General features: G+C 40.1%; 16 protein-coding genes. 7 read left to right on the forward strand and 9 right to left on the reverse strand.

Going from position 1 to position 21,759, the window contains the following annotated elements; all coding sequences use genetic code 11:
• The first annotated feature begins 16 nt into the window (after positions 1 to 16).
• Positions 17 to 1,600, forward strand: a complete 1,584-nt coding sequence (locus ATK78_RS03075) for a calcineurin-like phosphoesterase C-terminal domain-containing protein (protein ID WP_133574585.1) — start codon at positions 17 to 19, stop codon at positions 1,598 to 1,600.
• A 190-nt stretch (positions 1,601 to 1,790) separates the two neighbouring features.
• Positions 1,791 to 2,348: a hypothetical protein gene (locus ATK78_RS03080; RefSeq protein ID WP_133574586.1), complete on the forward strand. Its 558-nt coding sequence runs from the start codon at positions 1,791 to 1,793 to the stop codon at positions 2,346 to 2,348.
• A gap of 46 nt (positions 2,349 to 2,394) precedes the next feature.
• Here ATK78_RS03080 and ATK78_RS03085 read toward each other — a convergent pair whose 3' ends face one another.
• The 5 genes from ATK78_RS03085 to ATK78_RS03105 form a co-directional block, all read right to left on the reverse strand.
• The gene (locus ATK78_RS03085; RefSeq protein ID WP_166664808.1) at positions 2,395 to 3,246 is read right to left on the reverse strand and encodes an endonuclease/exonuclease/phosphatase family protein; all 852 of its coding nucleotides are present in this window, start codon (positions 3,244 to 3,246) and stop codon (positions 2,395 to 2,397) included.
• Between the two features lie 46 nt (positions 3,247 to 3,292).
• Entirely contained in the window at positions 3,293 to 4,900 is a 1,608-nt protein-coding gene (locus ATK78_RS03090) for a RagB/SusD family nutrient uptake outer membrane protein (RefSeq protein WP_133574588.1), read from the reverse strand.
• Positions 4,901 to 4,918: 18 nt separating this feature from the next.
• Positions 4,919 to 8,416, reverse strand: coding sequence for a SusC/RagA family TonB-linked outer membrane protein (locus ATK78_RS03095; RefSeq protein WP_243732420.1), 3,498 nt, complete (start codon positions 8,414 to 8,416; stop codon positions 4,919 to 4,921).
• 166 nt (positions 8,417 to 8,582) lie between these two features.
• On the reverse strand, positions 8,583 to 9,527 hold the full coding sequence (locus ATK78_RS03100; RefSeq protein WP_133574589.1) for a FecR family protein: 945 nt from the start codon (positions 9,525 to 9,527) through the stop codon (positions 8,583 to 8,585).
• 78 nt (positions 9,528 to 9,605) lie between these two features.
• On the reverse strand, positions 9,606 to 10,181 hold the full coding sequence (locus ATK78_RS03105; RefSeq protein ID WP_133574590.1) for an RNA polymerase sigma-70 factor: 576 nt from the start codon (positions 10,179 to 10,181) through the stop codon (positions 9,606 to 9,608).
• Positions 10,182 to 10,656: 475 nt separating this feature from the next.
• Here ATK78_RS03105 and ATK78_RS03110 point away from each other — a divergent pair, with 475 nt between their 5' ends.
• Together ATK78_RS03110 and ATK78_RS03115 are read left to right on the forward strand one after the other, a co-directional pair.
• On the forward strand, positions 10,657 to 14,571 hold the full coding sequence (locus ATK78_RS03110; protein ID WP_133574591.1) for an SIR2 family protein: 3,915 nt from the start codon (positions 10,657 to 10,659) through the stop codon (positions 14,569 to 14,571).
• A 377-nt stretch (positions 14,572 to 14,948) separates the two neighbouring features.
• Positions 14,949 to 15,467, forward strand: a complete 519-nt coding sequence (locus ATK78_RS03115) for a plastocyanin/azurin family copper-binding protein (protein WP_133574592.1) — start codon at positions 14,949 to 14,951, stop codon at positions 15,465 to 15,467.
• A 96-nt stretch (positions 15,468 to 15,563) separates the two neighbouring features.
• Here ATK78_RS03115 and efp read toward each other — a convergent pair whose 3' ends face one another.
• The 4 genes from efp to ATK78_RS03135 all read right to left on the reverse strand — a co-directional run bounded on the left by efp (position 15,564) and on the right by ATK78_RS03135 (position 19,048).
• Positions 15,564 to 16,124, reverse strand: a complete 561-nt coding sequence (gene efp / locus ATK78_RS03120; protein WP_133574593.1) for an elongation factor P — start codon at positions 16,122 to 16,124, stop codon at positions 15,564 to 15,566.
• Positions 16,125 to 16,283: 159 nt separating this feature from the next.
• A complete protein-coding gene (locus tag ATK78_RS03125; protein ID WP_133574594.1) occupies positions 16,284 to 17,066 on the reverse strand; it encodes an alpha/beta hydrolase in 783 nt (260 codons plus the stop codon).
• Positions 17,067 to 17,117: 51 nt separating this feature from the next.
• Positions 17,118 to 17,987 (reverse strand): SDR family NAD(P)-dependent oxidoreductase, encoded by an 870-nt coding sequence (locus ATK78_RS03130; RefSeq protein ID WP_133574595.1) that lies wholly within the window; start codon positions 17,985 to 17,987, stop codon positions 17,118 to 17,120.
• A complete protein-coding gene (locus ATK78_RS03135) occupies positions 17,984 to 19,048 on the reverse strand; it encodes an alpha/beta hydrolase (RefSeq protein ID WP_243732421.1) in 1,065 nt (354 codons plus the stop codon). Before ATK78_RS03135 ends, ATK78_RS03130 begins: the two co-directional genes overlap by 4 nt.
• A 53-nt stretch (positions 19,049 to 19,101) precedes the next feature.
• Between ATK78_RS03135 and ATK78_RS03140 the strand changes: the two genes are divergently transcribed.
• The 3 genes from ATK78_RS03140 to ATK78_RS03150 all read left to right on the forward strand — a co-directional run bounded on the left by ATK78_RS03140 (position 19,102) and on the right by ATK78_RS03150 (position 21,752).
• On the forward strand, positions 19,102 to 19,341 hold the full coding sequence (locus ATK78_RS03140) for a hypothetical protein (RefSeq protein WP_133574596.1): 240 nt from the start codon (positions 19,102 to 19,104) through the stop codon (positions 19,339 to 19,341).
• Between the two features lie 91 nt (positions 19,342 to 19,432).
• The gene (locus tag ATK78_RS03145) at positions 19,433 to 20,809 is read left to right on the forward strand and encodes a sigma-54-dependent transcriptional regulator (RefSeq protein ID WP_133574597.1); all 1,377 of its coding nucleotides are present in this window, start codon (positions 19,433 to 19,435) and stop codon (positions 20,807 to 20,809) included.
• A 154-nt stretch (positions 20,810 to 20,963) separates the two neighbouring features.
• The gene (locus tag ATK78_RS03150; protein WP_133574598.1) at positions 20,964 to 21,752 is read left to right on the forward strand and encodes an MBL fold metallo-hydrolase; all 789 of its coding nucleotides are present in this window, start codon (positions 20,964 to 20,966) and stop codon (positions 21,750 to 21,752) included.
• Positions 21,753 to 21,759: the final 7 nt, after the last annotated feature.

Genomic DNA, 21,759 nt, shown 5'->3' on the forward strand with positions numbered 1-21,759 from the left:
ACTCATCGATAAGATCATGATAAAAAAACTGCTATGGGTTGTACTGCTTTTGCTGGTGCAATCTAAACTATATGCACAAGAAAAAGCAATTGGTATTGTGTATGAAGATAAAAATGTAAACAATATAAAAGATAAGGCAGAAGGTGGAATCAAGGGAGTTGCAGTCAGCAATGGATCAGAGGTTGTCTTAACCGACGAGCGCGGACGTTATGAACTGCCGATCGGCAAAGATGACATCATCTTTGTCATTAAACCATCAGGATACCAGGTTGGCTTAAATGCAGACAACTTACCGCAGTCGTACTATATCCACAAACCCTTAGGCTCACCAAAATCCAAATTTAAGGGAGTAGCACCGACAGGAAAGCTTCCCAAATCAATAAATTTTGCATTGCATAAACAAGTGGAGAATGATGATTTTAAGATCCTGGTTATGGGAGATCCGCAGGTTTTAGATAAACGGGAGCTGGAATATTATAATAAATCAATCCTATCCGAAGCAGCACAGGTCAAAGATATTGCGTTTGGCATTAGCTTAGGGGATATGGTGCAGGAAGACCTCGGACTAAACGGCGACTATAAAAAATTGACATCAAACCTGCATGTGCCATGGTATAATGTACTCGGAAATCACGACATGAATACCGACTCAGGAATTGACTCTCTTCATGATGAAACATTTGAAGCTGATTTCGGACCAGCCAGCTATTCATTTAATTATGGCAAGGCCCATTTTATTATTTTAGACAATAACGTTTTTCCGGATCCCCGTGGAGGAAAAGGGTTATGGGCAGGATATACCAAGAAACAGTTTCGTTTTATAGAAAATGATTTAAAGCAGGTAAAAAAAGATCAGCTGGTCATCATTGCCAACCACATCCAAATGAATATTGTAAATGAAAACTCATTCAGGAAAGAAGACAGACAGCAGTTGTTCAATCTTTTTAAAGGATACACCAATGTATTGGTATTATCGGCACATACTCATAACAATCAGCAGTTTTTTTACACCAAAGAAGATGGATGGCCAAACGAAACACGGTTACATGAATACAACGTTGGTGCTGCCTGCGGAAACTGGTACTCCGGAAAGATCAATGAGCGTGGTGTTGCAGAGTCTACCATGAGTGATGGAACCCCTGTCGGCTTTGTAACCATGCAAATATCTGGCAACAAATATAAGGCAGATTATAAAGTATCCGGAAAGCCGGAAGATTATCAAATTGGCTTATTCCACAGAAAAGTGATGGCAACCATCTGGTGGGAAGGCCGTGGACGCCTCTATGCAAATTTCTTTATGGGACACAAGGGAAGTAAGGTAGAATACCGGATAGACAATGAAAATTGGAAACCAATGCGGTATATCGTCGAACCCGATCCTGCATATATCGCAGAACTTTATCGCTGGGATACCGCAGATATTTTGTTCCCGGGTCGCCGGCCAACCGAACCTGCAAATTGCACACACCTGTGGTGGGCTCAATTAACGAATGACCGTCCGTTGGGTACACATAGCATTGAAGTACGTGCCAAGGATGATTATGGACAGACCTTTGTCCAAAAAAGCAGCTTCCGTATAGAAGAGTCGAAATATAAATAATAGTACAACCAATTAAACGAAAGCCCGGTTGTAAATTTAGAGCCGGGCTTCTGTTTAATAATAGAATCACTTTGTACAATTGATCCCCGTCAATAATGGTTTGTTTATAGTCAGACACCAGGTATGCTCACAAGCTTTTAATCCCGCATAAATTTTAATTGATATCTTTACGCAGATCCAGAATTGAAATATGAGAAATACCATTATAATAGAGGCTAACAATGTCTTATTAACTGATTTTGACAGCAAACTTTTAGCTCCTGCATTTATTGAAAGCACAGAAGGAGGGGTTAGAATTTTATTTGATGATATAGATGACCTGAAAAATTACCAGCAAAGCCTTTTGGCAGGGTCAGATCAAACAGATGAAACTGATCAGAAAAATGAGATAAGATCCAAATTAAATGCACTTCTCAATAAAGCTTTACTTGATCATCAAATGGTGTTAGACGCCATTAAATCTTTTGCACATGCATTATTCTCTTTTATATTTAAGGCCGACGCACACAGGCAGGATAAGATCGTAATCTTTAATACGATGATTGAAGGTATTAGAGAAACTACAAATAGTTGGGAGCTGGAAAAATCCTTACAAGAATCCACTTATGAACTTGGTGTTCCGGTATTCAATCATAAGTTAACGTTTTATAACTATGCTCATAATCAAATAGATTTCAATTATGAGAAAATTAAAAACCGCTTAATCAAAGACCTGCTGGTTTTGTCCATGGAGATTCAACATCCTTAGGCAAATTAACAGCTATATAATCTTTAACTTAATCAATTTGTCCTGATTACCTTTTCAGTTTTAATAAAACCGGGTAATGGTCCGACATCTGTTCTGTATGTTGATCATAGATCACAGCAGCTTCAGAAACTTTCTTCTTTAAAATAGAATTCAACCAGATATAATCAATTCTGATTTTTGTCTTAAAGGCGGCATCATATTTTTTCGTGGGCATGGTATAATTGAACTGGTCACTAACCAGGTCAACTGCATCCTTAAAACCAGATCTCTCTATTTCATCCAGCACCGAATAATCAAAATGACCATTATTCAAATTACGGATCTCTGCATTGCCCTGCTCGCGCTTGCGCTGGGCAGCCAGATCCTTTGCGGTATAATTCAGGCTGTCTTTAGAATGATAGGAGTTAAAATCACCAGCAATGATCACTGGAGATCCTTTTGGAAGAGTGGCCGCATGGGCAAGTACTTCTTTAACTTCATACAGCCGTTTCTGATAAACAAAAGGGGATAAATGTACAGCGAACACATGAATACCATGAATGTTGGCATAAATATATCCGTGCCACATATTATCAAGCACCTTTTGAACATTTACAATCGGAAAACGGGAAGTAATAGCAACAGAATAACCTGATTCTTTTGCCAGTACCGCATATGGATGTCCATAATGCAGGGCGAAAGTTTCCAGGCTTTTTTGTGTAAAACCATTCATTTCCTGGTAAAATATGATGTCGGGAGCCTTACCCTTAACCCAGGTAACATACCTGCTCATGTTAGCTGTATCTCCCTGCAAACCTTTTAACACATTATAACTTAAGATCTTTAGGGGCACATCCTGTGCTTTTACGCCTAATGGAATTTGGAAAACCAGAACCGATAAGATAATAAGTCTGAACATAGAAAATTTAAACATCATAATTTTGGAAATGAATGGGTTTTAAAAATTACCAGCCGGTATTCTGTATGGCTGCCCGGTTTACCGAAATTTCACCGCTGGGAATAGGAAATATCAAATGCCGCTCATCCGTATTATTTCCGGCAATAGCCGCATAGGCATAGGTACCGTTATAAGCAGTAAATTGCGCAGCAACCTCCTTCATCCGGGTCACATAGATTCCCCAGCGAATCAGATCAGAACGTCTCAGCGCTTCAAAACACAGTTCACGTGAACGTTCATCCTGGATCATCGCACGAAACCGTTCATAACCCAGATCAGCCGGAACATCTGCTACCGCACTCGCTGCGCCCAATGGTAATTTATAAGCACGGCGTCTAACCATATTTACAGCCGCGTAGGCTTCAGCTGACGGACTTCCATTGGCCTCATTATCGGCTTCGGCAAGCATCAGCAATACATCAGAATATCTCAAGATCGGGAAATTAATGGGTGTATAATTTTTATCCTTTGGATATAGCGTTTCATAAGAACGTCTCCATTTTGCAGCATTGCGATCATAGATCTTGTTCGCAGCAAAATAAGTTCTCTTGGCATTGGCATCATAAGTAAACTTACCACAGTTCCAGTCCCTTCTGGTATCACCGTTCGCATACAATTTGTAAAGGCGTTCGGTTACACGAAGATTCCCATAACAGTATCCGGTATCGGCAAAAACGGTTCCTGTAAACCGTACACCGATGTTATTACCAACACGTCCGTTAGAGATATAGCCGTCAGTACGGTTACCCTTCTGCTCAGATTCCCACATCGCTTCGCGAATATCATACTTGTCCTGCGCTTCATTTACAAACAACTGGCTATAACCACTGGTATTGTCTCCGTCAGCTTTACCAGCAATATCAGTGATCAGCGTATGTTCTCCGGAATCACGCACTTTTTTAGCCCATTTTAAAGCTTCCGCATTCATGCTTTTATCAAGCAGGGGATAGCCAGCCATGGTCAGGCAAACCCTTGCCAAAATTCCTTCAACCGTTGTTTTGGTTACCCTGCTGGCATAGGAAATCTGTTTGGTGGTATAAACTTTCTGTTCTGCGGCAGTCATATCTGTAAGGATCTGTGCATAAACTTCCCGGTCAGTTGCCCTTGGAATAGAAATGACATTTACATTCGTTGTAGGGGTAGTTTTAAGCGGTACACCCCCATAATAGCTCACCAGGATAAAATAATAATAACCCCTCAGAAACAGTGCTTCTCCAAGTATGGCCTGCCTTTTTACTTCATCAATATTGGCAATATTAATGTTGGCGATAAGACCGTTGGCACGCTCAATTCCAATATAGCATTGCTGCCAAAGGTTGTTTACATCCACACTGGTGTAATCAAAATTATTAACCCAAACCCCGGTTGTGCTGGAAGCTACCGAACGGAAGTGTTCGTCTGTACCCGCACCGATCTGGTTCCATAACGCATCGCCATACATAGAAGCGGTAGAAAGCGGACTGTATGCACCAGCCAGTACTTTAAGTAAATTTTCTTCCGAATCGTAGTAATCTTCGGTGGTCTGAAAATCTGTAGGCTTGGTATCTAAGAATTTGCTGCAGCTGTTGAGTCCCAACAACATCACGATCAGCACAAAATAAATGGATAATTTCATGATCTGTTATATTAGTAGTTAGAAAGTTAAGTTTATACCCAGTACCATAGTTCTTGCTCTTGGGTAAGATGAAAAATCGAAACCTGGTGTCAGAACAGAATTGTAGGTGTTTACTTCAGGGTCTGAGCCTGAGTAATTTGTCCACGTAACTACATTCTGTGCGGATGCGTAAACCCTAAGGTTAGAGATCTTCAGGCTTTTTAAAACAGATTTAGGAAGACTATATCCAAGAGCGAGCGTTTTCAGGCGCAGAAAAGAGCCGTCTTCAACAGTCCTGGAAGAATATCCGCCACCGTAAAAACCATTTGCACGGTACATGGTACTTTCCGTATTTTCAGGTGCCCAGCGGTTTTCATAAGAGGCCAGCTGGTTAAGATAAGGCTTGTTAAACGCATTACCCTCAAATACTAGACGGTTGATGTTTTGGATGTCATTACCGTAAGACCATTGGAAAAATACATTAAGATCAAAGTTCTTATAAGTAAAAGTATTGTTAAAACCACCTGTATGAACAGGCAAACCTTTTCCAATAATGGTATAATCTGATGCATCAACCACTTTATCACCATTCTGATCCTGGTATTTAATGTCTCCGGGCTGAATGCGGCTCCTGGTATTTCCATTGGTCGTTATTTCATCCTTTAAAACATAATTACCACTGGCATCCTGGTTAAAGTCAGCATATTGATACACACCGTCCCATACCAGGCCATACATATTGCCAACCGGCTTGCCAATCTGAGAAATATAGGCAGGTAAGCTTTGCCAGTTGTTGTCCCACATGATCGCAGTCGTCAGAGATTGCTGTCCCTCCGTAAGCTCAAGCACCTTATTGCGGTTAAAGGAAATATTGAAACTGGCATTCCAGTTAAAATCCCTTGTACGTACCGGGTTAGCCCCCAGGGTAAATTCAAGGCCTTCATTATTCATACTTCCAATGTTTTTGAAGGCACTGGTATAGCCTGTAGAAAATGGTAAACTTGCATTTAACAGCAGGTCGTAGGTTCTTTTACTATACACATCAGCAGTCAGCGTAATCCGGTCCTTGAAAAATCCAAGATCAATACCAAAGTCCAGCTGACGGGTAGTTTCCCATTTCAAATCGTTATTACCCGGGGTAAGCGGAATGATGCTGCTTTGGTAGTTGTTATTAAAAACATACGTGTTTGCAATAGGAAGACCGTAAGACGGCAGGTAACTGTAATCACTTACCCGGTTATTACCCGTAAGACCAAAACTTGCCCTCAGCTTGGCATCAGAGAGTGCAGGAAGGTTCCTGGCAAAGTCTTCATTGATGATCCGCCAGGATAGCGCTGCAGATGGAAAATATGCCCAGCGGTTGCCAACAGGAAACTTAGATGAACCATCTGCCCGGTAAGAAGCAGTAAAATAATATTTAGAGTCATAGTTATAGTTAAAACGACCCAGAAATGACATCATGCGCCAGTTTGATGTGGTAGCTATCGTACGTACAGGTAACAGGTTACCCTCATCCAATCCGCTTAGCCCCAAAGATTCATTCGGTAAGTTTGACGCACCGAATTGATACACGGAAGTTTTTCCGCCCTGTTCGGTAACACCGCCTACCACATTGAAATTGTGTTTTTGGTTGAACGATTTAGCCCAGGTTAGCGTGTTCTCATTAACCCATGAATTGTTTTCACGATTCTGGATATAACCATTTACACCGTAAGATGACCCCCAGGTGGTGCGTACACTGCCGTATAAGGTTTTCGAATTGTTAAAGGCATCAAACCTGCCCTGTGTACTGTAAATCCCACCGGTTACGCGCAAGGTCAGTTCGGGTAAAACACTATATTCAGCATAAGCATTGGCCATCAGGTTCCGCGTAGTCGTGTTCCTGACCAGGTTCTCCTGGTTGATGATCGGGTTGATCCGGTAATCTGAAGAAAGGTCTATTGACGGATCAAACAATTCGTCTTCAATACCCGTCTCATCCCGTTGAGCATTAACAGGTCTGGAACCATAAACACTGTACAATAGGGTAGTGGCCAGGTTACCACCGGATTCTGATGGACTTACCCCACTTTTCTGCAGGTAGGAGTAGTTGGCATTCAAGCCGGCCTTTAGTTTAGCATTAACCGTTTGGTCAACTACAGCACGTCCCTGGTAGCGTTTGTAAAAAGAATTGATAATTACCCCGTCCTGATCATTTATAGATCCGGATAATGCATAACGGGTCTGCTGGTTACCACCGCTAAGAGATAAGGAATAGTTCTGAAAAGGGGCATCCCGTAACATCATATCCTGCCAGTCAATACCTTCCACATTCCGGTAATAATCCAGTGTACGGCCATTGGCCAGGTAAAGTGCAGAAGGCGCTGTGGTATCGGTAACGCTTGGTGTTCTTTCGATCTGGTATTTCACAAATTCATAGGGATCCATCAGATCAAGGCGGTTAATCGTACTTTGGTTCCCGTAATACGCATTGAAATTTAAAACCGGGGCACCGCTTTTACCCTTTTTTGTAGTCACCATTAAAACACCGTTTGCACCCCTGGCACCATAAATGGCTGTAGCAGATGCATCCTTAAGTATTTCAATAGATTCAATATCGTCCGGATTGATCATGTTCAGGTCCGGGTTCTCCGTAGGAAAACCGTCAATTACGATCAGCGGGGAATTATCCTGGGTGATAGAGTTGTTTCCCCTGATCACAATGTTAACAGCCGAACCAGGCTGTCCATCTACCGAACTTACCTGCAAACCGGCCACACGGCCAGCCAGGAATTCATCGAACGACCTTACCGGGGCTTTTTGGGCATCACTAAGGTTAACTTTACCTACAGATCCGGTAACATCACCTTTCTTTATAGTACCGTAACCAACAACCACCACGTCCTGCAGAGACAAAACACTGCTTTGCATGCGGATGTTAATGCTGTTTCGCCCCTGTACAGGTACATCCTGCCTGATAAAACCGATATAATTAAATATAAGGGTTGAATTGGCATCTGCCCGTAAACGGTAATTTCCATTCAGGTCTGTAACAGCACCTGTACTTCTGTCCTTTACGCTAACGGATACACCCGGAAGTACCGCACCGGTGGTATCACGAACGGTTCCGCTAATCTCTATTTCAGCGGCCACCTCACGAAGTTCAGAAGCTACAGGGATTTGGTTACTTTGCCTGGCAATTACAACCACATTGTCTACCAGGTAATACGTTAGTTTATAAGGTTTCAAAATTTTAGCAAGGACATCTTTTAATGCCTCGCCATTAGCCTGCTGGGTAACCAGCAAGGATTTGTCAACCAGGCTTTGCCGGTATGCAATCTTTACGCCCATCTTTAATGACAGTTCGTCAAGTGCATTTTCCAGCGTAACCTGGTTAAGTCGAATATTTACTGGTTTATTGATCAGCGCCTGGCTATAAGAAGTCTTGGCTATGGCCATCGTACTGAGGCAGAAGATCAAACTGTTTACTACTATACCGTATTTCATAAAAAGCAGGCAATAATATACTACTCTATTGGAGCATAGAGATTTTTTCATAATTTTATCAAAGTTTAAAGTGTTAACAGCATTGTATACCCATAGATTCTCAGGTCAGCAGGGCAATACATTCAGGCATTTTAAAATTCCGTTCTGTGTAAGCAGAGCGGATTTGTTTTTTTTCGTTAGTGTCCTTCCATTTCTTTTATTTTAGGTGAATATTATATTATTGACAAATTACATCTGTTAGGTGATAACGACCGTCTTTGTAAAGGATACGACCATTTACAAGTTGCGCCAGCACCCGCAAAACACGCGATAAAGGTTCATGATCAAAATTTACAGTGACAGGGCAGTCCAATGCAGGATCCATTTGGATCTGGATCGCATAATGGCGTTCCAGCCGCTGCACAACTTCATCGATTTCGGTATCTTTAAAGATTAGATTCCCTTCTTTCCAGGCGGCTGCATCTGCAGGTTTAACGGCGTCTTTATGGGGATAGAATTGTTTTTTACTTTTTGAATAGACGATCTCCTGATTGGCGGTAACAAAAAGAACACCATTGGGTTTTGGTTTGCCCGTCTCACTATTTTCATAAACCGCAACCTTGCCGCTTAAAACGGTAACCTTAATGCTGTTGTTCTGACGATAGGAGCTTACATTAAAGCTGGTGCCTAGAACCTGGGTAACCATATTCTGGGTATGGATCAGAAAAGGCTTTTTTGCATCATGCCTTACATCAAAATAAGCTTCACCTTCCAGGGTAACTTCCCTTTTATCAGCATCAAATTGCGCTGGAAATAAAAGCCGGCTGCCAGCATTCAGCCAAACCTGCGTACCATCTGGTAGCTGCATCTTTATGATATTTCCATCAGATGCCTTTTTTTCAAGCATCGCAGACTGCTGCAAAATACCGGAAGGCTTGCTGTAGAAATGAAATGCAACTGCAGTCAGGCTTACAAAAATGGCTATAGAGGCCGCATACTTAAATATTTGTCTTAAGTTTTTGAACCGCTCCCTGGTATGGATGGATGCATGAATCTTCTGATGCACCTTTGACTGATCAAAATCAACCTGGTCAATGTCGACAGGCTGCTTCTGAACCTCATCAAAATACTGTTTGATCTTTTTTTCAAGATCATTGGGTAACTTTCCATTAACAGGCTTCATAGCATACCATTTTTAATTGCGTTTGCCCGTATAATGCAAAATTGGATGGTACCCCCTAAAAGAAATTCAATTATTTTTTTAGCCGGCCATGGAAGCCATCAAAATTAAGAAAGAAAGGAAATGCTTAAGTGACGGACGAAGCCGTTTAAGGGCAATGGTAATGTGATTTTCTACCGTCTTAATAGAAATCCCCTTCAGATCGGCAATTTCTTTGTGTGAACGCTGCTCCATGCGGCTAAGCGTATAAATTTCACGGCACTTCTCAGATAAGTGATGCAGCTCACGATTCACAATGTCCCTGATCTCCTTTTCAATTAACGTATTCTCAGCCGTATGATTTTCAATAATTTCAAAAGCAGAGACATCAACAGTTGCTTTTGCAGAACGGATATATAGAAGTACACGGTTCCTGATTGCAGCGTACAAATAATATTTTAAGGTCTTAATGTGATGATGTTCACGTCTCATCCACAAATCAACAAACAGATCATGCACAAGATCCTCACATACTTCTTTATTACGGAGCAGATGATTAGCAGCCTGAAAAAGGGCAGTCGAATATTTCTTATAGATAAGATCAAATGCAGCGATATCACCATCCACCAGTTGGCGGATCAAATCTTCATCGGAAGGTAGGTGTGTGTGATTATTCAATGCTTAAACTATCAGCTACAAAAGTAGAGAAGCTAAACCTGCTAAAAATTAGCTGAATGTTAAGTTATCGTTAGGATTACTGTCAGAGTGTTGGTGAGTTTATAATTCGGAAAATCCTTGCCGCCGAATTGGTCCAGAGTAATGAGATCATCCGATAATTTTTCACTACAAATGATAGTTTTAGATTGTATTTATCCTTCAATCTAATAAATGTTAGCAGTTTTTATAAATTTCTGAATTGAGTTAAGTCCGTTTAATTGTCCTTTAGCTTTTCAAGTGCTTGCGAATCCTTGGAAGATATTGAATAGTTGCTTCCTATTGCTTTCGCCTGATAATATTCTGCCTTCTTATGCCTAAAAAGATTTACCGAACGTATTATGTATTTCTCCGTTAATTACAATAGTTATTTCTATTTTTAAGTTTACAATTAATCAAACATTCTTCGATTTTTTTGAATTGTTATAATTCCATTTCTATGAGTAAAAGCTACAACCAAAAATTAGAAAACCTGCGAAAAAATCTTAAAAATCAAAGTCTTTCAATATTAATAGGGGCAGGCTTTAGCAAAAATGCCAATAAAGATATGTTTCCAACCTGGTGGGGGCTACTTAAAGACATGGCAGAAAAAATCAATCACAGCAATTATTGCAAAAAATTTTATAATGATACAGGAATGTCATTTACCGATGATCCTGATGGTTATGCAGATTTTATCGATCCTTTTGTAAACCTGTATATGGAAGAATTAGGTTTTTTGAACTTGGTATCAAAGTACATTAAGTTCATGGGATATAGGGAAACCGTTGAGATATACATTGAGGAACGTACGCCCAGGGCGATTATCGAAAAGGGTGTGAAATACCTAGTTGTCGAAAAAGATGGCAAGGAAACTAAAAAAGTTCTTTCAGAGCATGATTTAGCAATTCATAATAAACTCATACAATTGCCGTGGAATAATATTTATACCACTAACTACGACAACCTATTAGAATTTTGTGTTGATCGGGGTGTAAGTGAAGGTTTAGAGCAAAAAATTAAAGAGTACAAGGATGAACTTGGTACCAATCAAAAAACAATTGACGAGTTAACACAAGAACTTACGGTTATTGAGCAAGAATTGGAAATAGTAGTTTCCGCTGAGGAATCAAGTAAAATCGCTCATGCGGATAGCCCTAGTACCAAAACTGCTATCGATTTTAATAATAGCCAAGAATTAATTAATAGACAAAGTAAAGTTAAAAGTGAGATAAGATATTTGAAATCAAAGACAGATAATATAAACGTAAAACTTAACAATCTGGAACGATCGTTGGATCAATGTTATAATGTGGTAAAGCATTCGTCTCAATTAGCGATAAAGAGACATCGCAATATTGTGAAATTACATGGATCGATCAGGGAAAGTGCCGATGAAGAATTTACTTTTGATAACGACTATCATAAAAGGTATGTTATTTCACAGGAGGATTTTGACAGTTACCCTATAAAACATGAAGCATTTACCCAATTAATGAGAATATCATTATTGCAAGGACATTTTTGTTTAATTGGATTTTCCGGTGATGATGCTAATTTTTTAGCTTGGGTTAGCTGGGTAAGAGACATAATTAAGAAAAGCTCAGTTAAACAATCCTCGGAACAGGAGGATAAAATCTATTTTATTGATGTTTTGGAAGATGAGCAAGCAGGTAGGCATAAGCAGCAATTTTACGATAATCATAGGATTGTCCATATTCCATTGATGCATGAAGATACCATAGCGGTATTCGAAGATACCAGTGGTACAAAGATATTCAGAGATTCTAAAACTGTTTTAAATGCTTTCCTTGACTACCTGCATCAAATCCCTGTTATTAATTTACCACAAATTTCTTTTGAAGTTATTGCTAGAGAAAAATATGAAAATTTTGCCGCTGATAAAAAGATATCGTTGGGAAAGGATATAGATGGTAGATTATTAGAAGATATTGTAAAAGATTTTTATGAGGTTAAGGCTCTAAGAATCTATAACAGAATTCCATCGTTATCCTTTCAATATGATTTTGGAAGGTCAATTTTTGCCAGGTCCGCTGGACGAATATCTATTTTTTTGAATGAGAATAAACAGTTGGTTCTCGGGATTTGCGAATTAATGTGCGTCACAATCCGTGATCGATTTATGCCGCACTCTGCTATGATGAAAAGGGAACAATTTGATAAATTTAAGCAAATGGCTAAAGAAATCTCAAATGCCCTATTTGCTGACTACCTGTTGCTCGATATGAAGGATGCAATATGGCGAACAGATAAACTTAGATTTGATACTATTTTAAGTGAAGTATTGCCATTGGTTGACGATAATTTATCTGATGAATTGCAGTTTGTTGTTTTATTATCTAAAGCCTTATTTTTTGAGTTTGAAACCTTGGATAATCAATTAGAGACATATGCATTTAAGAATCATCGCAATTTAAATATCATTGGGCTTGAGTGGATGTTTAATCGGACTGATATAGCCTCGAAATTCAATATTACTCAGGCGACAAATCAAGAAGAATTATATGCTTTGGAGTTTAAAGACTTTTTGATTGGATACGCTGGAGGTCCATCTGAATCTGCTGAGAAAATTAAAAAACTGAAACATGAAGGTCTGAAATCGATATTTAGCAATTTTACCTATTTGACTTCTGACCTTTCAGAAAAGAAAGAGAAACCCCATCCTCATGGAGCGACTCAAAAAATGTATTCAAAGGGAACGACTTATTCGAATATTAACAAGGAGGAACAGGGCTTTCAAATTTTTGGAATGTTAATGGAAACAGGACTTCCGGTTGAGTCAAGAGGATATAGCGTTATGCCACCTGAAAAAATTTATCCTGCCATATTGTCAACTTTTAAATATTACCCTGTATTGGTTCTATTCTATGCACTGCAATATGATGATGAAAAATTCATAAAGTTAATAGGCCAGGACTACAGCTATAATACGAGTATTGATGAAGACCAAGGACTAATATTGAGCAGCCTTTTTAAAACGTATCTATATTCCCGAACATATTGGATATTTAGAAGGAACATTCTTATATTTTTAGCTCAGTATATTAATGTTATTGATTCTAAAAAATGGGAGGATTTTTTTATGTCCGTTTGGGAAGAAAAAAAAGATAATAAGGTATTATTTGATGATGACAGACAGTATAATAAAGAGTTTTTAAAAATTGGAATTTCATTATGTAGCAATGAAGACATCATAGCAAAGATTATCATCGATTGTTTAGATTCTCCAATCAAAACTGGTCAAAACGAAGTGATCAGTTTTCTGTATCAATTTTCTAATAACCCATATTTAAAATTGGGAGCTGACCTTATCAGGCAACGAGTAACTCCCTCAAGGTTAAATGTTTTATTTGAAAGCATTATTAAAAGCCACGATCAATTATTTGTGATTGGTAATTTAAATAGCATTTTCAATGACAAAGACTTAGAAAAAATCAGATTGATCGTTAGTGGAATTGATTTTAATACCATTAAAAGTGAACGGATTTGGAGAATTATAACCTATTACATAAAACAAGACAAGGTCTCGCGTAAGCGTATAGTTGAAGCGATCATAAATAATTCTCAACTTTGGAATACTGGCTTTTTTAAACAAGAAAATAGCGATAAACTTAGCTTGACTTCTGGTATAAGGTATATTCCTTTAAGAGAATTGAGGAAAAGCGACGACGGGAAATATGGATTATCATTGGAAAAAGATGAGGCTGTACGTATTTATAATGCATTAAAGTCGGAACTAAGCAAGATCATTGATTTTTCTAAAGGTGAAAGGGAGTTAACAAATTTTAAATTTATCCTTCAAGAGATGATGTGGTTTTTAGATGATGAAAAAAAGCTTATTGTCAATGAACCAGATTATAGTGAAGTAAGGACTTCAGTTGAACAACAATATTTTTATCAAAAAGGGAATGTAGATTTATGGGAATCCCTTTCTTCTGATGACGGTACAAAGGTTAATTGGGCATTATCAGAAGTATCTAAGGTATTATACGATAACAAAGACTTTAAAGGATGTCGTGGATATTTAAATCTGATAATTTCAAGAGTGCAGTTGAAGAATCTTCCTGGATTAACGATGTGTCTGGAATATCTTGGATTTTGGTGTAAGAACTTTAAGAATATTACGGAAATGCGGCGATACAACGATGCGTTATTACATATTCTAAAGGTATATAAAAATTCATACCCCTGGGATCTTGATCAGGCAGATACGGAACTGAATTTAGTAAAGATTGCAAATACTTTGCGGTATTGGGGCGAAAACGATAGCGTGGTATCTCATTTCACAAGTTTGCTTGAGCAAAGCAGATATAATAACGTCAGAAACCTACGTTACACGATCGATGAAGAGTAACACGTTTTGGGCATCAAACATTCTTATGATCAGAAGAAATTGGTAATTTTTTTATTAGTTTCCGGCAATAAGGAAAGGCTTGTATGGCTTAGACCATTCAGAAAGGGAATCTTTCGGTTCAATAATTTGCCGTGCATATGCTGAAAAACCAAAGAACGACAAGCAGATTAGTATTGCTGATATTTAAATAGATTAGTCATAGGAATAATTGAGCATACATACAAGTAAAGAAGTCTGACCGGCAGTAAAATAAGAAAGAAAATCAGTACAGCATATTTGGAATGATTCAAAATTGTAAGAAATCATTATCTTTACCGCGCTAACCGTTAACTTAACGGCTTCAAATGAAACCCATTAAACAAATAATTTAAACATCAATGAAAACATCAATCAAAATCCTTGGCTTTTTACTTGCAGCAACAACAATTGTATCATGCGGAAGCGAAGAAAAGAAAACAGTAACTACAACAGATTCATCAGCAACAGCAACAGCTGAAGCTGCAGCGCCAGATTTAACGACACCAACTGAGCTGATCTTAGCTGGAAGTGACAAAATGCAGTACAATGTAACGGAACTTACAGCAGTTGCAGGTAAACCAATTAAACTTACGTTCAAAAACATTGGAACAATGCCTAAAACAGCAATGGGACACAATGTAGTGATCTTAAAACCAGGTACCGATGCAGCAGCATTTGCAATGAAAGCATTAGAAGCTAAAGACACAGATTACATTCCAGCTTCAGAAGCAGGTTCAATCATAGCACACACTAAACTTTTGGGTGGTGGTGAAGAAGATGTAATCGAATTTACAATCGCAGAAAAAGGTAACTATGAATTTATCTGTTCATTCCCGGGCCATTCATCGGTAATGAAAGGTATTCTGACCGTAGAATAATAAGATAAACAAACAAGAAGGCCCCCGATAAAAATTATCGGGGGCCTTCTTGTTTTATAAGTAACGTTCTCTATTTAAAACGTTCTCTAACGTTCTCTATTTAACACGTTCAACATATTCTCCGGTGCGGGTATCAACTTTGATCTTATCACCCTGGTTTACAAACAACGGCACTTTAAACTCAATGCCATTCTCAGTAGTAGCATATTTCTGTGCACCAGAAGAAGTATCACCTTTAACAGCAGGCTCAGCATAGGTAATTTCCAGCTCCACAAAGTTTGGCGCCTGGGCCATGATCGGTTCTTCACTTTCAAAAGAAACGATTACATCCATTCCTTCTTTCAAAAACTTTGCGGATGGACCGAATAATGCCTTAGGAACATTGAACTGATCAAAAGATACATTGTCCATCACCACAAAATAATCACCTTCTTCGTAAAGGTATTGGAAATCGTTCGTTTCTACACGGCAAATTTCAACCTGCTCATCAGTTGCTAAACGCGCTTCAACAATTTTCCCGGTTTTGATGTTACGGAATTTACCAAGGTAAAATGCGCCGCCTTTTCCCGGTGTACGATGTAGTATTTCTGTAACCGTTACCAGTTCATTGTTAAAACGTAAAATATTTCCTACTTTAATTTCAGATGCCTTTGCCATAAAATATGATTGTAAAATTTGTGGCAAATATATACGCTTTTTGTATAATTACATCTAAAATGAAAAGATAATGTATGATCTGCACCGTGTAGCTGCCCAGAAATAACGCGGCACCCAACAGTGCTTCAGGTGCCGCGTTGTAAAGGTCAGCGATGTTTATTAATGCCTGTTTAACCAATTGATGATGTAATCTGCATCTTCCTTCCAGTACGGTTGAGCCATGGCGAGGTGGTTACGTCCCGAAAATTCTTTGTAATCAGTAATCGAATCTTTGTCTTTATATTTCTTGAAATTGTCGTAATTTAAAGATGCCGGCATGATGTGATCTTCTGTACCGCTAACAAACAACAGGGGTACATGCGGCCGCTTAAAATCAACCCGGGCATCCTTACCCAGTCCATCTCTGGATACATTCTTAGATTCCGGAACAACCAGGCGGTTGTAGGTTTCTTGCTGCTCGGTTAAAGGCATTCCGTTCGTAAATGTATATTGCCATTGTTTAAAGGTCATGAGGTAAGTCTTTTTAGCAGAACTGAACAAGCCAAGGGCAGGGGTAACCGATTTGAGGAAAGACCATTTAAAAGACAGCACGCCCTGAGGTGCAACAGAGTGATAAGCCACACCGGCAGCACCCAATCCCCGCTGGATCAGTAGCTGGGTAATAAGTCCGCCAAAAGAATGACCAATAATGATCGGTTTTTCAGGGAGTCCTGCAATGATTGCAGCATGGTGGTCAACCAGCGTTTTTAAATGCAGTGAGGCAATGGGCGAATTGGGATGTCCGCTTCTCAATACCGCCGGGGCCGCTTCCTTATGCGGCCATGGTGGTGCAATGACATGGTATCCTTTGCTTTCAAAATAATTAATCCAGCTTTCCCAGCCGATATAGCTCACAAAGCAGCCGGTTACAAATACAATGGTTTTGGATTCAATAGTTTTCATGGTTTGTTTATTTATGGTTTTACAGGGGTTAACTTGTTTAAATATCTGAAATTAATAGCTTATTCCTGAGTAGTTTAGCATAGATTCAATCATATTCTTAATGCTCGCATTGCCTTCTTCAATTTGCACGGTAAATGGACCGCCATTGATCAGGTTCCACAATTTCCGGTCTTTCCTTTCCTGAACCACCAGGGTTGAAATTAAGTCGGCCACTTCCTGCGGATCAGCATGCTCTTCTTTGGGAATAAATGCACCAAGCACGCGCTTTTGATACTCCTGAATGCCCTCACTGTACAGGGAAAGCATCTCCGGATGCGCTGGCACCAGCTGCTTCGTTAAAATATCAGTAGCCGGATAGGCTCCCGCCTGCACAATGGAAACATCTATACCTGACGACCTCAGTTCGTAATGATAAACAGCAGAAAGCGTATCAATTGCAGATTTAGTGGCACTATAAACACCCATGGTTACCACAGGCTGACGTGCAGTTACGCTGGACAGCGAAATGATCAATCCTTGTTTTCTCTTATGGAAATAGGGCAGAACGGCTTTGATCATCCGGTCTGCACCAATCACATTGATTTGAAACAATTGGTTGGTCTGTGCAGCACTTAAAGTTTCACTGAGGCCGATAAATCCCATACCCGCATTGTTGATCAGTACATCAATCTGGTTGTTGCAGTCAGATGCAATTTTGTCAATGGCCTGTACTGCAGATTCCTCGCTGGTTACATCAAGCTCAATGATTTTTACAAACACGGCATGCTCATCAGCCCACTGAAGCAGCTTTTGAGCAGCACCGGCATTGCTGGTATGTATGTTCCGCATCGTTGCGTAAACCTGATGGCCGGCTTTAGCCAGCGTTTGAGCGGTCATCAGGCCAAAACCGCTGCTGGTGCCGGTAAGAACGATGTTTTTCATTTTAAATATTTTTTAAGCGCCAAAGCAGCATGATCAAAAAGAGCTGCCGTTTGCGGCAGATAAGCCAATCCGTTCAGCAGGCCGAAATCATGGATCATACCATCATACCTTAAGGTGGTAACATTTACTCCGGCAGCATCAAGCTTTCGTCCATAAGCCTCACCTTCATCTCTTAAAATGTCGTTTTCAGCAACCTGTATCAAAGTAACAGGCAACCCTTTTAAATCATTGATACCCGCCTTCAGTGGAGAGTAATAGATCTCCTGACGCTGCTTAGGGTCTGTAGCGTACAGGTCATACATCCATTTCATGACCGGAGCAGTAAGAAACCGGTCCGTAGCAAATTGCTGATACGATTCGGTGTTAAAATCCGTATCGATCGTTGGCCACATCAGGATCTGGAGTTTTATTTTAGGACCGTTCTTTGCCTTGGCCATCAAAACCGTGGCAGTAGCCAGGTTGCCGCCGGCACTGTTACCTACAATGGCCAGGTTCTTACCGTCTATACCAATCTCACTGCCATGTTCAGCAACCCATTTTGTACCTTCATAGCACTCGTTAAGTGCCTGCGGATATGGAGCATCCGGTGTACGGGTATATTCTATAAACACGCCGGCAAAACCAGTTCGGACAACAAGATCATGCACCATCCGTTCATGGGTAGGAAAATCACCCAACACCCATCCGCCGCCATGCGTAAAAATAAATACAGGCAATGCGCCCCTGGCACCTGCAGGCTTTACAATGTTGAGCTTTACCGAATAGCCGCCGCTTTTAATCGTCTTTTCAGTCATGGTAACGCCAGATAGATCTACCTTAACTGATTTTTGTGCATTGACAAGTACCATTCTTGCATCTTCAGGCTTCAGCGTTTCGAGACCCGGGCCACCGGTATTGAGCAGTTTTAGAAATTCACGGGTACCCGTACTGATACGCTCGTCGGCAGACCAGTCCCGCACCTGGGCAAAGGACTGGAAACTGGTAACGATCAATAAGATCATGATGATACCAATCAGCATCATCCTTAAACTGGAGTAGTTAAAGTGTAACTTAGTTTTCATGGTTTGGTTTTTAAGGTTAATCAATAAATAATCAACACAGGAATTCAAACCATATGCCGTTACTTCAATTATCTTATAATCATTTGTTTACGGATTTTATTGAAGGCGATACTAGCGGTATTTCGGCAATTTCTAACCAAATATTTAAATATCCGTATTCATCCGGTGCATTCCATCTGCTGAACTGGTATGTGGTAAAACACATTACCATTAGCCATATATCGGCAACTGCTGAAAGGCCTTATCGATATATCGGCAATCCAAAAAAAAACCCGGATCTCAATCCTGGGTAAAACCTTCTTTTTTTGTCATTCTCAGCAGTTTAAGGTATATTGGTATGCCTGAACGCAGGTAGAGGCAGGCATTTTGTTTAATAAGTAAAATATGAAAACAAGAATACTCATCGTTGAAGACGAATTTATTGAAGCCAATAACCTCCAGATGATCCTGGAAAGAAATGGTTATTATGTTTGCACCATTGCAAATTCAGTAGGACTGGCCCTTGAGATCATAAAAAATGAAAGACCAAGCCTCATATTGCTTGACATCTATCTGAAAGGAAAGCAGACAGGAATAGACCTGGCTAAGATTCTGAAAGATAAAAACATCGGTTTTGTATATCTTTCCGCAAATTCAAACAAGGATATCTTTGCAGCAGCAACACGTACCGAACCCTATGGCTTTTTGGTTAAGCCCTTCCGGGAACGCGATGTGCTGGCGGCATTGGGTATCGCACATTATCTTCAGGAACAAAAAAAGGCCATTCTTAACCAGGAATACCAGGTAAATAAAAACAGCGAGCAGACGCACTTTGATGGGATCATTGGTAAAAGCAGTGGTCTGATGACTGTTTTAGAACACCTTAGGATTGTAGCACCAACAGAAACATCTGTTTTGATAACCGGAGAAAGCGGAACAGGAAAAGAAAGGATCGTGGAATGTATCCATGAACATTCGCCGCGAAAAACAAAACCATTGATTAAGGTAAATTGCGCCGCATTGCCGCCAACACTAATTGAATCTGAACTGTTTGGCTTTGAGCGCGGAGCCTTTTCCGGAGCCATAGAAAGACGGATCGGTAAGTTTGAGATGGCACAGGGCGGAACGATATTTCTCGATGAAATTGGTGAACTGCCGCTTGATCTGCAGTGCAAGCTGCTGCGGGTATTGCAGGAAAAAGAAATTGAAAGGATCGGAGGTAACGGGGCGATAAAGATCAATGTTCGCTTTGTAGCAGCAACCAACAGAAACCTGGAAAAGGAAGTAGCAGAAGGCAGATTTAGAATAGACCTGTTTTACCGCCTCAATGTATTCCCAATTCATTTACCCGCATTGAGAGATCGCAGGGAAGATGTTCCATTGCTGGCCAGCCACTTTTTAAACCAGTACTCCAAACTGAATCACAGATCAATAACCACCATTGCAAAACGGGTAATGGAAACACTGGTCAATTATTCATGGCCTGGAAATATTCGGGAACTGGAACACCTGGTAGAACGAAGTGTACTGCTTTGCAAAGGCGATACGATCCAGGAGGTAAACATTCATAATTTACCCGTTGTGCATAACGCAAATAAAGAAGAAGCACAATTAAAAACCATCAGGGAAAATGAGATAGACCATATCATCGCTGCACTTAAAGTCTGCAACGGCAAGATCTCTGGTCCGGGAGGAGCTGCAGAAATTCTTGACCTCCCGTATTCAACCCTAACCTCAAGGATCAAAAAATATGGAATAAAGAAAGAACTGATATTCAATTAAAATCCTGAATTGCTTAAATATCGGCAATTGCTGATGTGGCATCAGGATATTTAAGCAAAAGCTGCAGATCCAGGCATATTCAGCCCTAAAACACTTGTTAATAACTATTTAAAGATCTGGCACTTGCTTTGAAAACAGTAAGCAATAAGAAAAGATGGAAATTAACATCACACCGATCGACACCGCCTGTATCCTTTTGGAAATAAATGGAATGAAGATCCTGACAGATCCAACATTGGATAATGCCGGAAAGCTATATTACCACGGTTATGGATCTGTTTCGCGAAAGACAGAAAATCCGGCTATGACCAAAGAGCAGCTTAAAGATGTAGATCTCATCCTATTGAGCCACCACCAGCATAAGGATAATTTTGATGTCAACGGAAAGGAACTGACCAGTCAGGTCGCACGAGTCATATCTACCAGGAACGCTGCCAAAGTGATGTCAAATGTAACCGGACTGGACGACTGGGAAAGCTGCAGCATCGAAGATCCAAGGGTTAAAAACTTAAAGATCACCGCAACACCTGCGCAGCACCGGCCCTGGTGGATTCCTGAGTTCGTTTCAGGAAAAGTCATCGGTTTTATCATAGAATTTGACGGACAACAGAATGGAGTGATCTATATATCCGGAGATACCGTTTACTTTAAAGGCATCCGCGAAGTGGCAAAGCGGTATCGGGTGGACATCGGGATTTTTCATGTCGGATCGGTTCAATTCAGGTACCTTACGGGACTTGGCCGCTATACGATGAATGGGCGGGATTTGCTTAAAGCCATTCATGATCTACAACCAAACTACATTATCCCAATCCATTATAAAGGATGGACACATTTTAAGGAGAAAGAACAAACCCTGAAACAAGTACTTGCATCCAGCGTAAACCTGGGCAATACCCTCATCTTTGCACCGTACGGTAAGCGGCTAAAAATCAATAAATAATCCTTAA

The organism is Pedobacter metabolipauper, assembly GCF_004362715.1.
Classification (GTDB): Bacteria; Bacteroidota; Bacteroidia; order Sphingobacteriales; family Sphingobacteriaceae; genus Pedobacter; species Pedobacter metabolipauper.

What these genes read in the sequence shown, in the direction of transcription:
- ATK78_RS03075 (WP_133574585.1), top strand. Translation starts at nt 17, where the DNA reads ATGATAAAAAAACTGCTATGGGTTGTACTGCTTTTGCTGGTGCAATCT.
- ATK78_RS03145 (WP_133574597.1), top strand. Translation starts at nt 19,433, where the DNA reads ATGAAAACAAGAATACTCATCGTTGAAGACGAATTTATTGAAGCCAAT.
- ATK78_RS03135 (WP_243732421.1), bottom strand. Translation starts at nt 19,048, where the DNA reads ATGAAAACTAAGTTACACTTTAACTACTCCAGTTTAAGGATGATGCTG.
- ATK78_RS03100 (WP_133574589.1), bottom strand. Translation starts at nt 9,527, where the DNA reads ATGAAGCCTGTTAATGGAAAGTTACCCAATGATCTTGAAAAAAAGATC.
- ATK78_RS03095 (WP_243732420.1), bottom strand. Translation starts at nt 8,416, where the DNA reads ATGAAAAAATCTCTATGCTCCAATAGAGTAGTATATTATTGCCTGCTT.
- ATK78_RS03085 (WP_166664808.1), bottom strand. Translation starts at nt 3,246, where the DNA reads ATGTTCAGACTTATTATCTTATCGGTTCTGGTTTTCCAAATTCCATTA.
- ATK78_RS03115 (WP_133574592.1), top strand. Translation starts at nt 14,949, where the DNA reads ATGAAAACATCAATCAAAATCCTTGGCTTTTTACTTGCAGCAACAACA.
- ATK78_RS03130 (WP_133574595.1), bottom strand. Translation starts at nt 17,987, where the DNA reads ATGAAAAACATCGTTCTTACCGGCACCAGCAGCGGTTTTGGCCTGATG.
- ATK78_RS03090 (WP_133574588.1), bottom strand. Translation starts at nt 4,900, where the DNA reads ATGAAATTATCCATTTATTTTGTGCTGATCGTGATGTTGTTGGGACTC.
- ATK78_RS03080 (WP_133574586.1), top strand. Translation starts at nt 1,791, where the DNA reads ATGAGAAATACCATTATAATAGAGGCTAACAATGTCTTATTAACTGAT.
- ATK78_RS03125 (WP_133574594.1), bottom strand. Translation starts at nt 17,066, where the DNA reads ATGAAAACTATTGAATCCAAAACCATTGTATTTGTAACCGGCTGCTTT.
- efp (WP_133574593.1), bottom strand. Translation starts at nt 16,124, where the DNA reads ATGGCAAAGGCATCTGAAATTAAAGTAGGAAATATTTTACGTTTTAAC.
- ATK78_RS03140 (WP_133574596.1), top strand. Translation starts at nt 19,102, where the DNA reads ATGCCGTTACTTCAATTATCTTATAATCATTTGTTTACGGATTTTATT.
- ATK78_RS03150 (WP_133574598.1), top strand. Translation starts at nt 20,964, where the DNA reads ATGGAAATTAACATCACACCGATCGACACCGCCTGTATCCTTTTGGAA.
- ATK78_RS03110 (WP_133574591.1), top strand. Translation starts at nt 10,657, where the DNA reads ATGAGTAAAAGCTACAACCAAAAATTAGAAAACCTGCGAAAAAATCTT.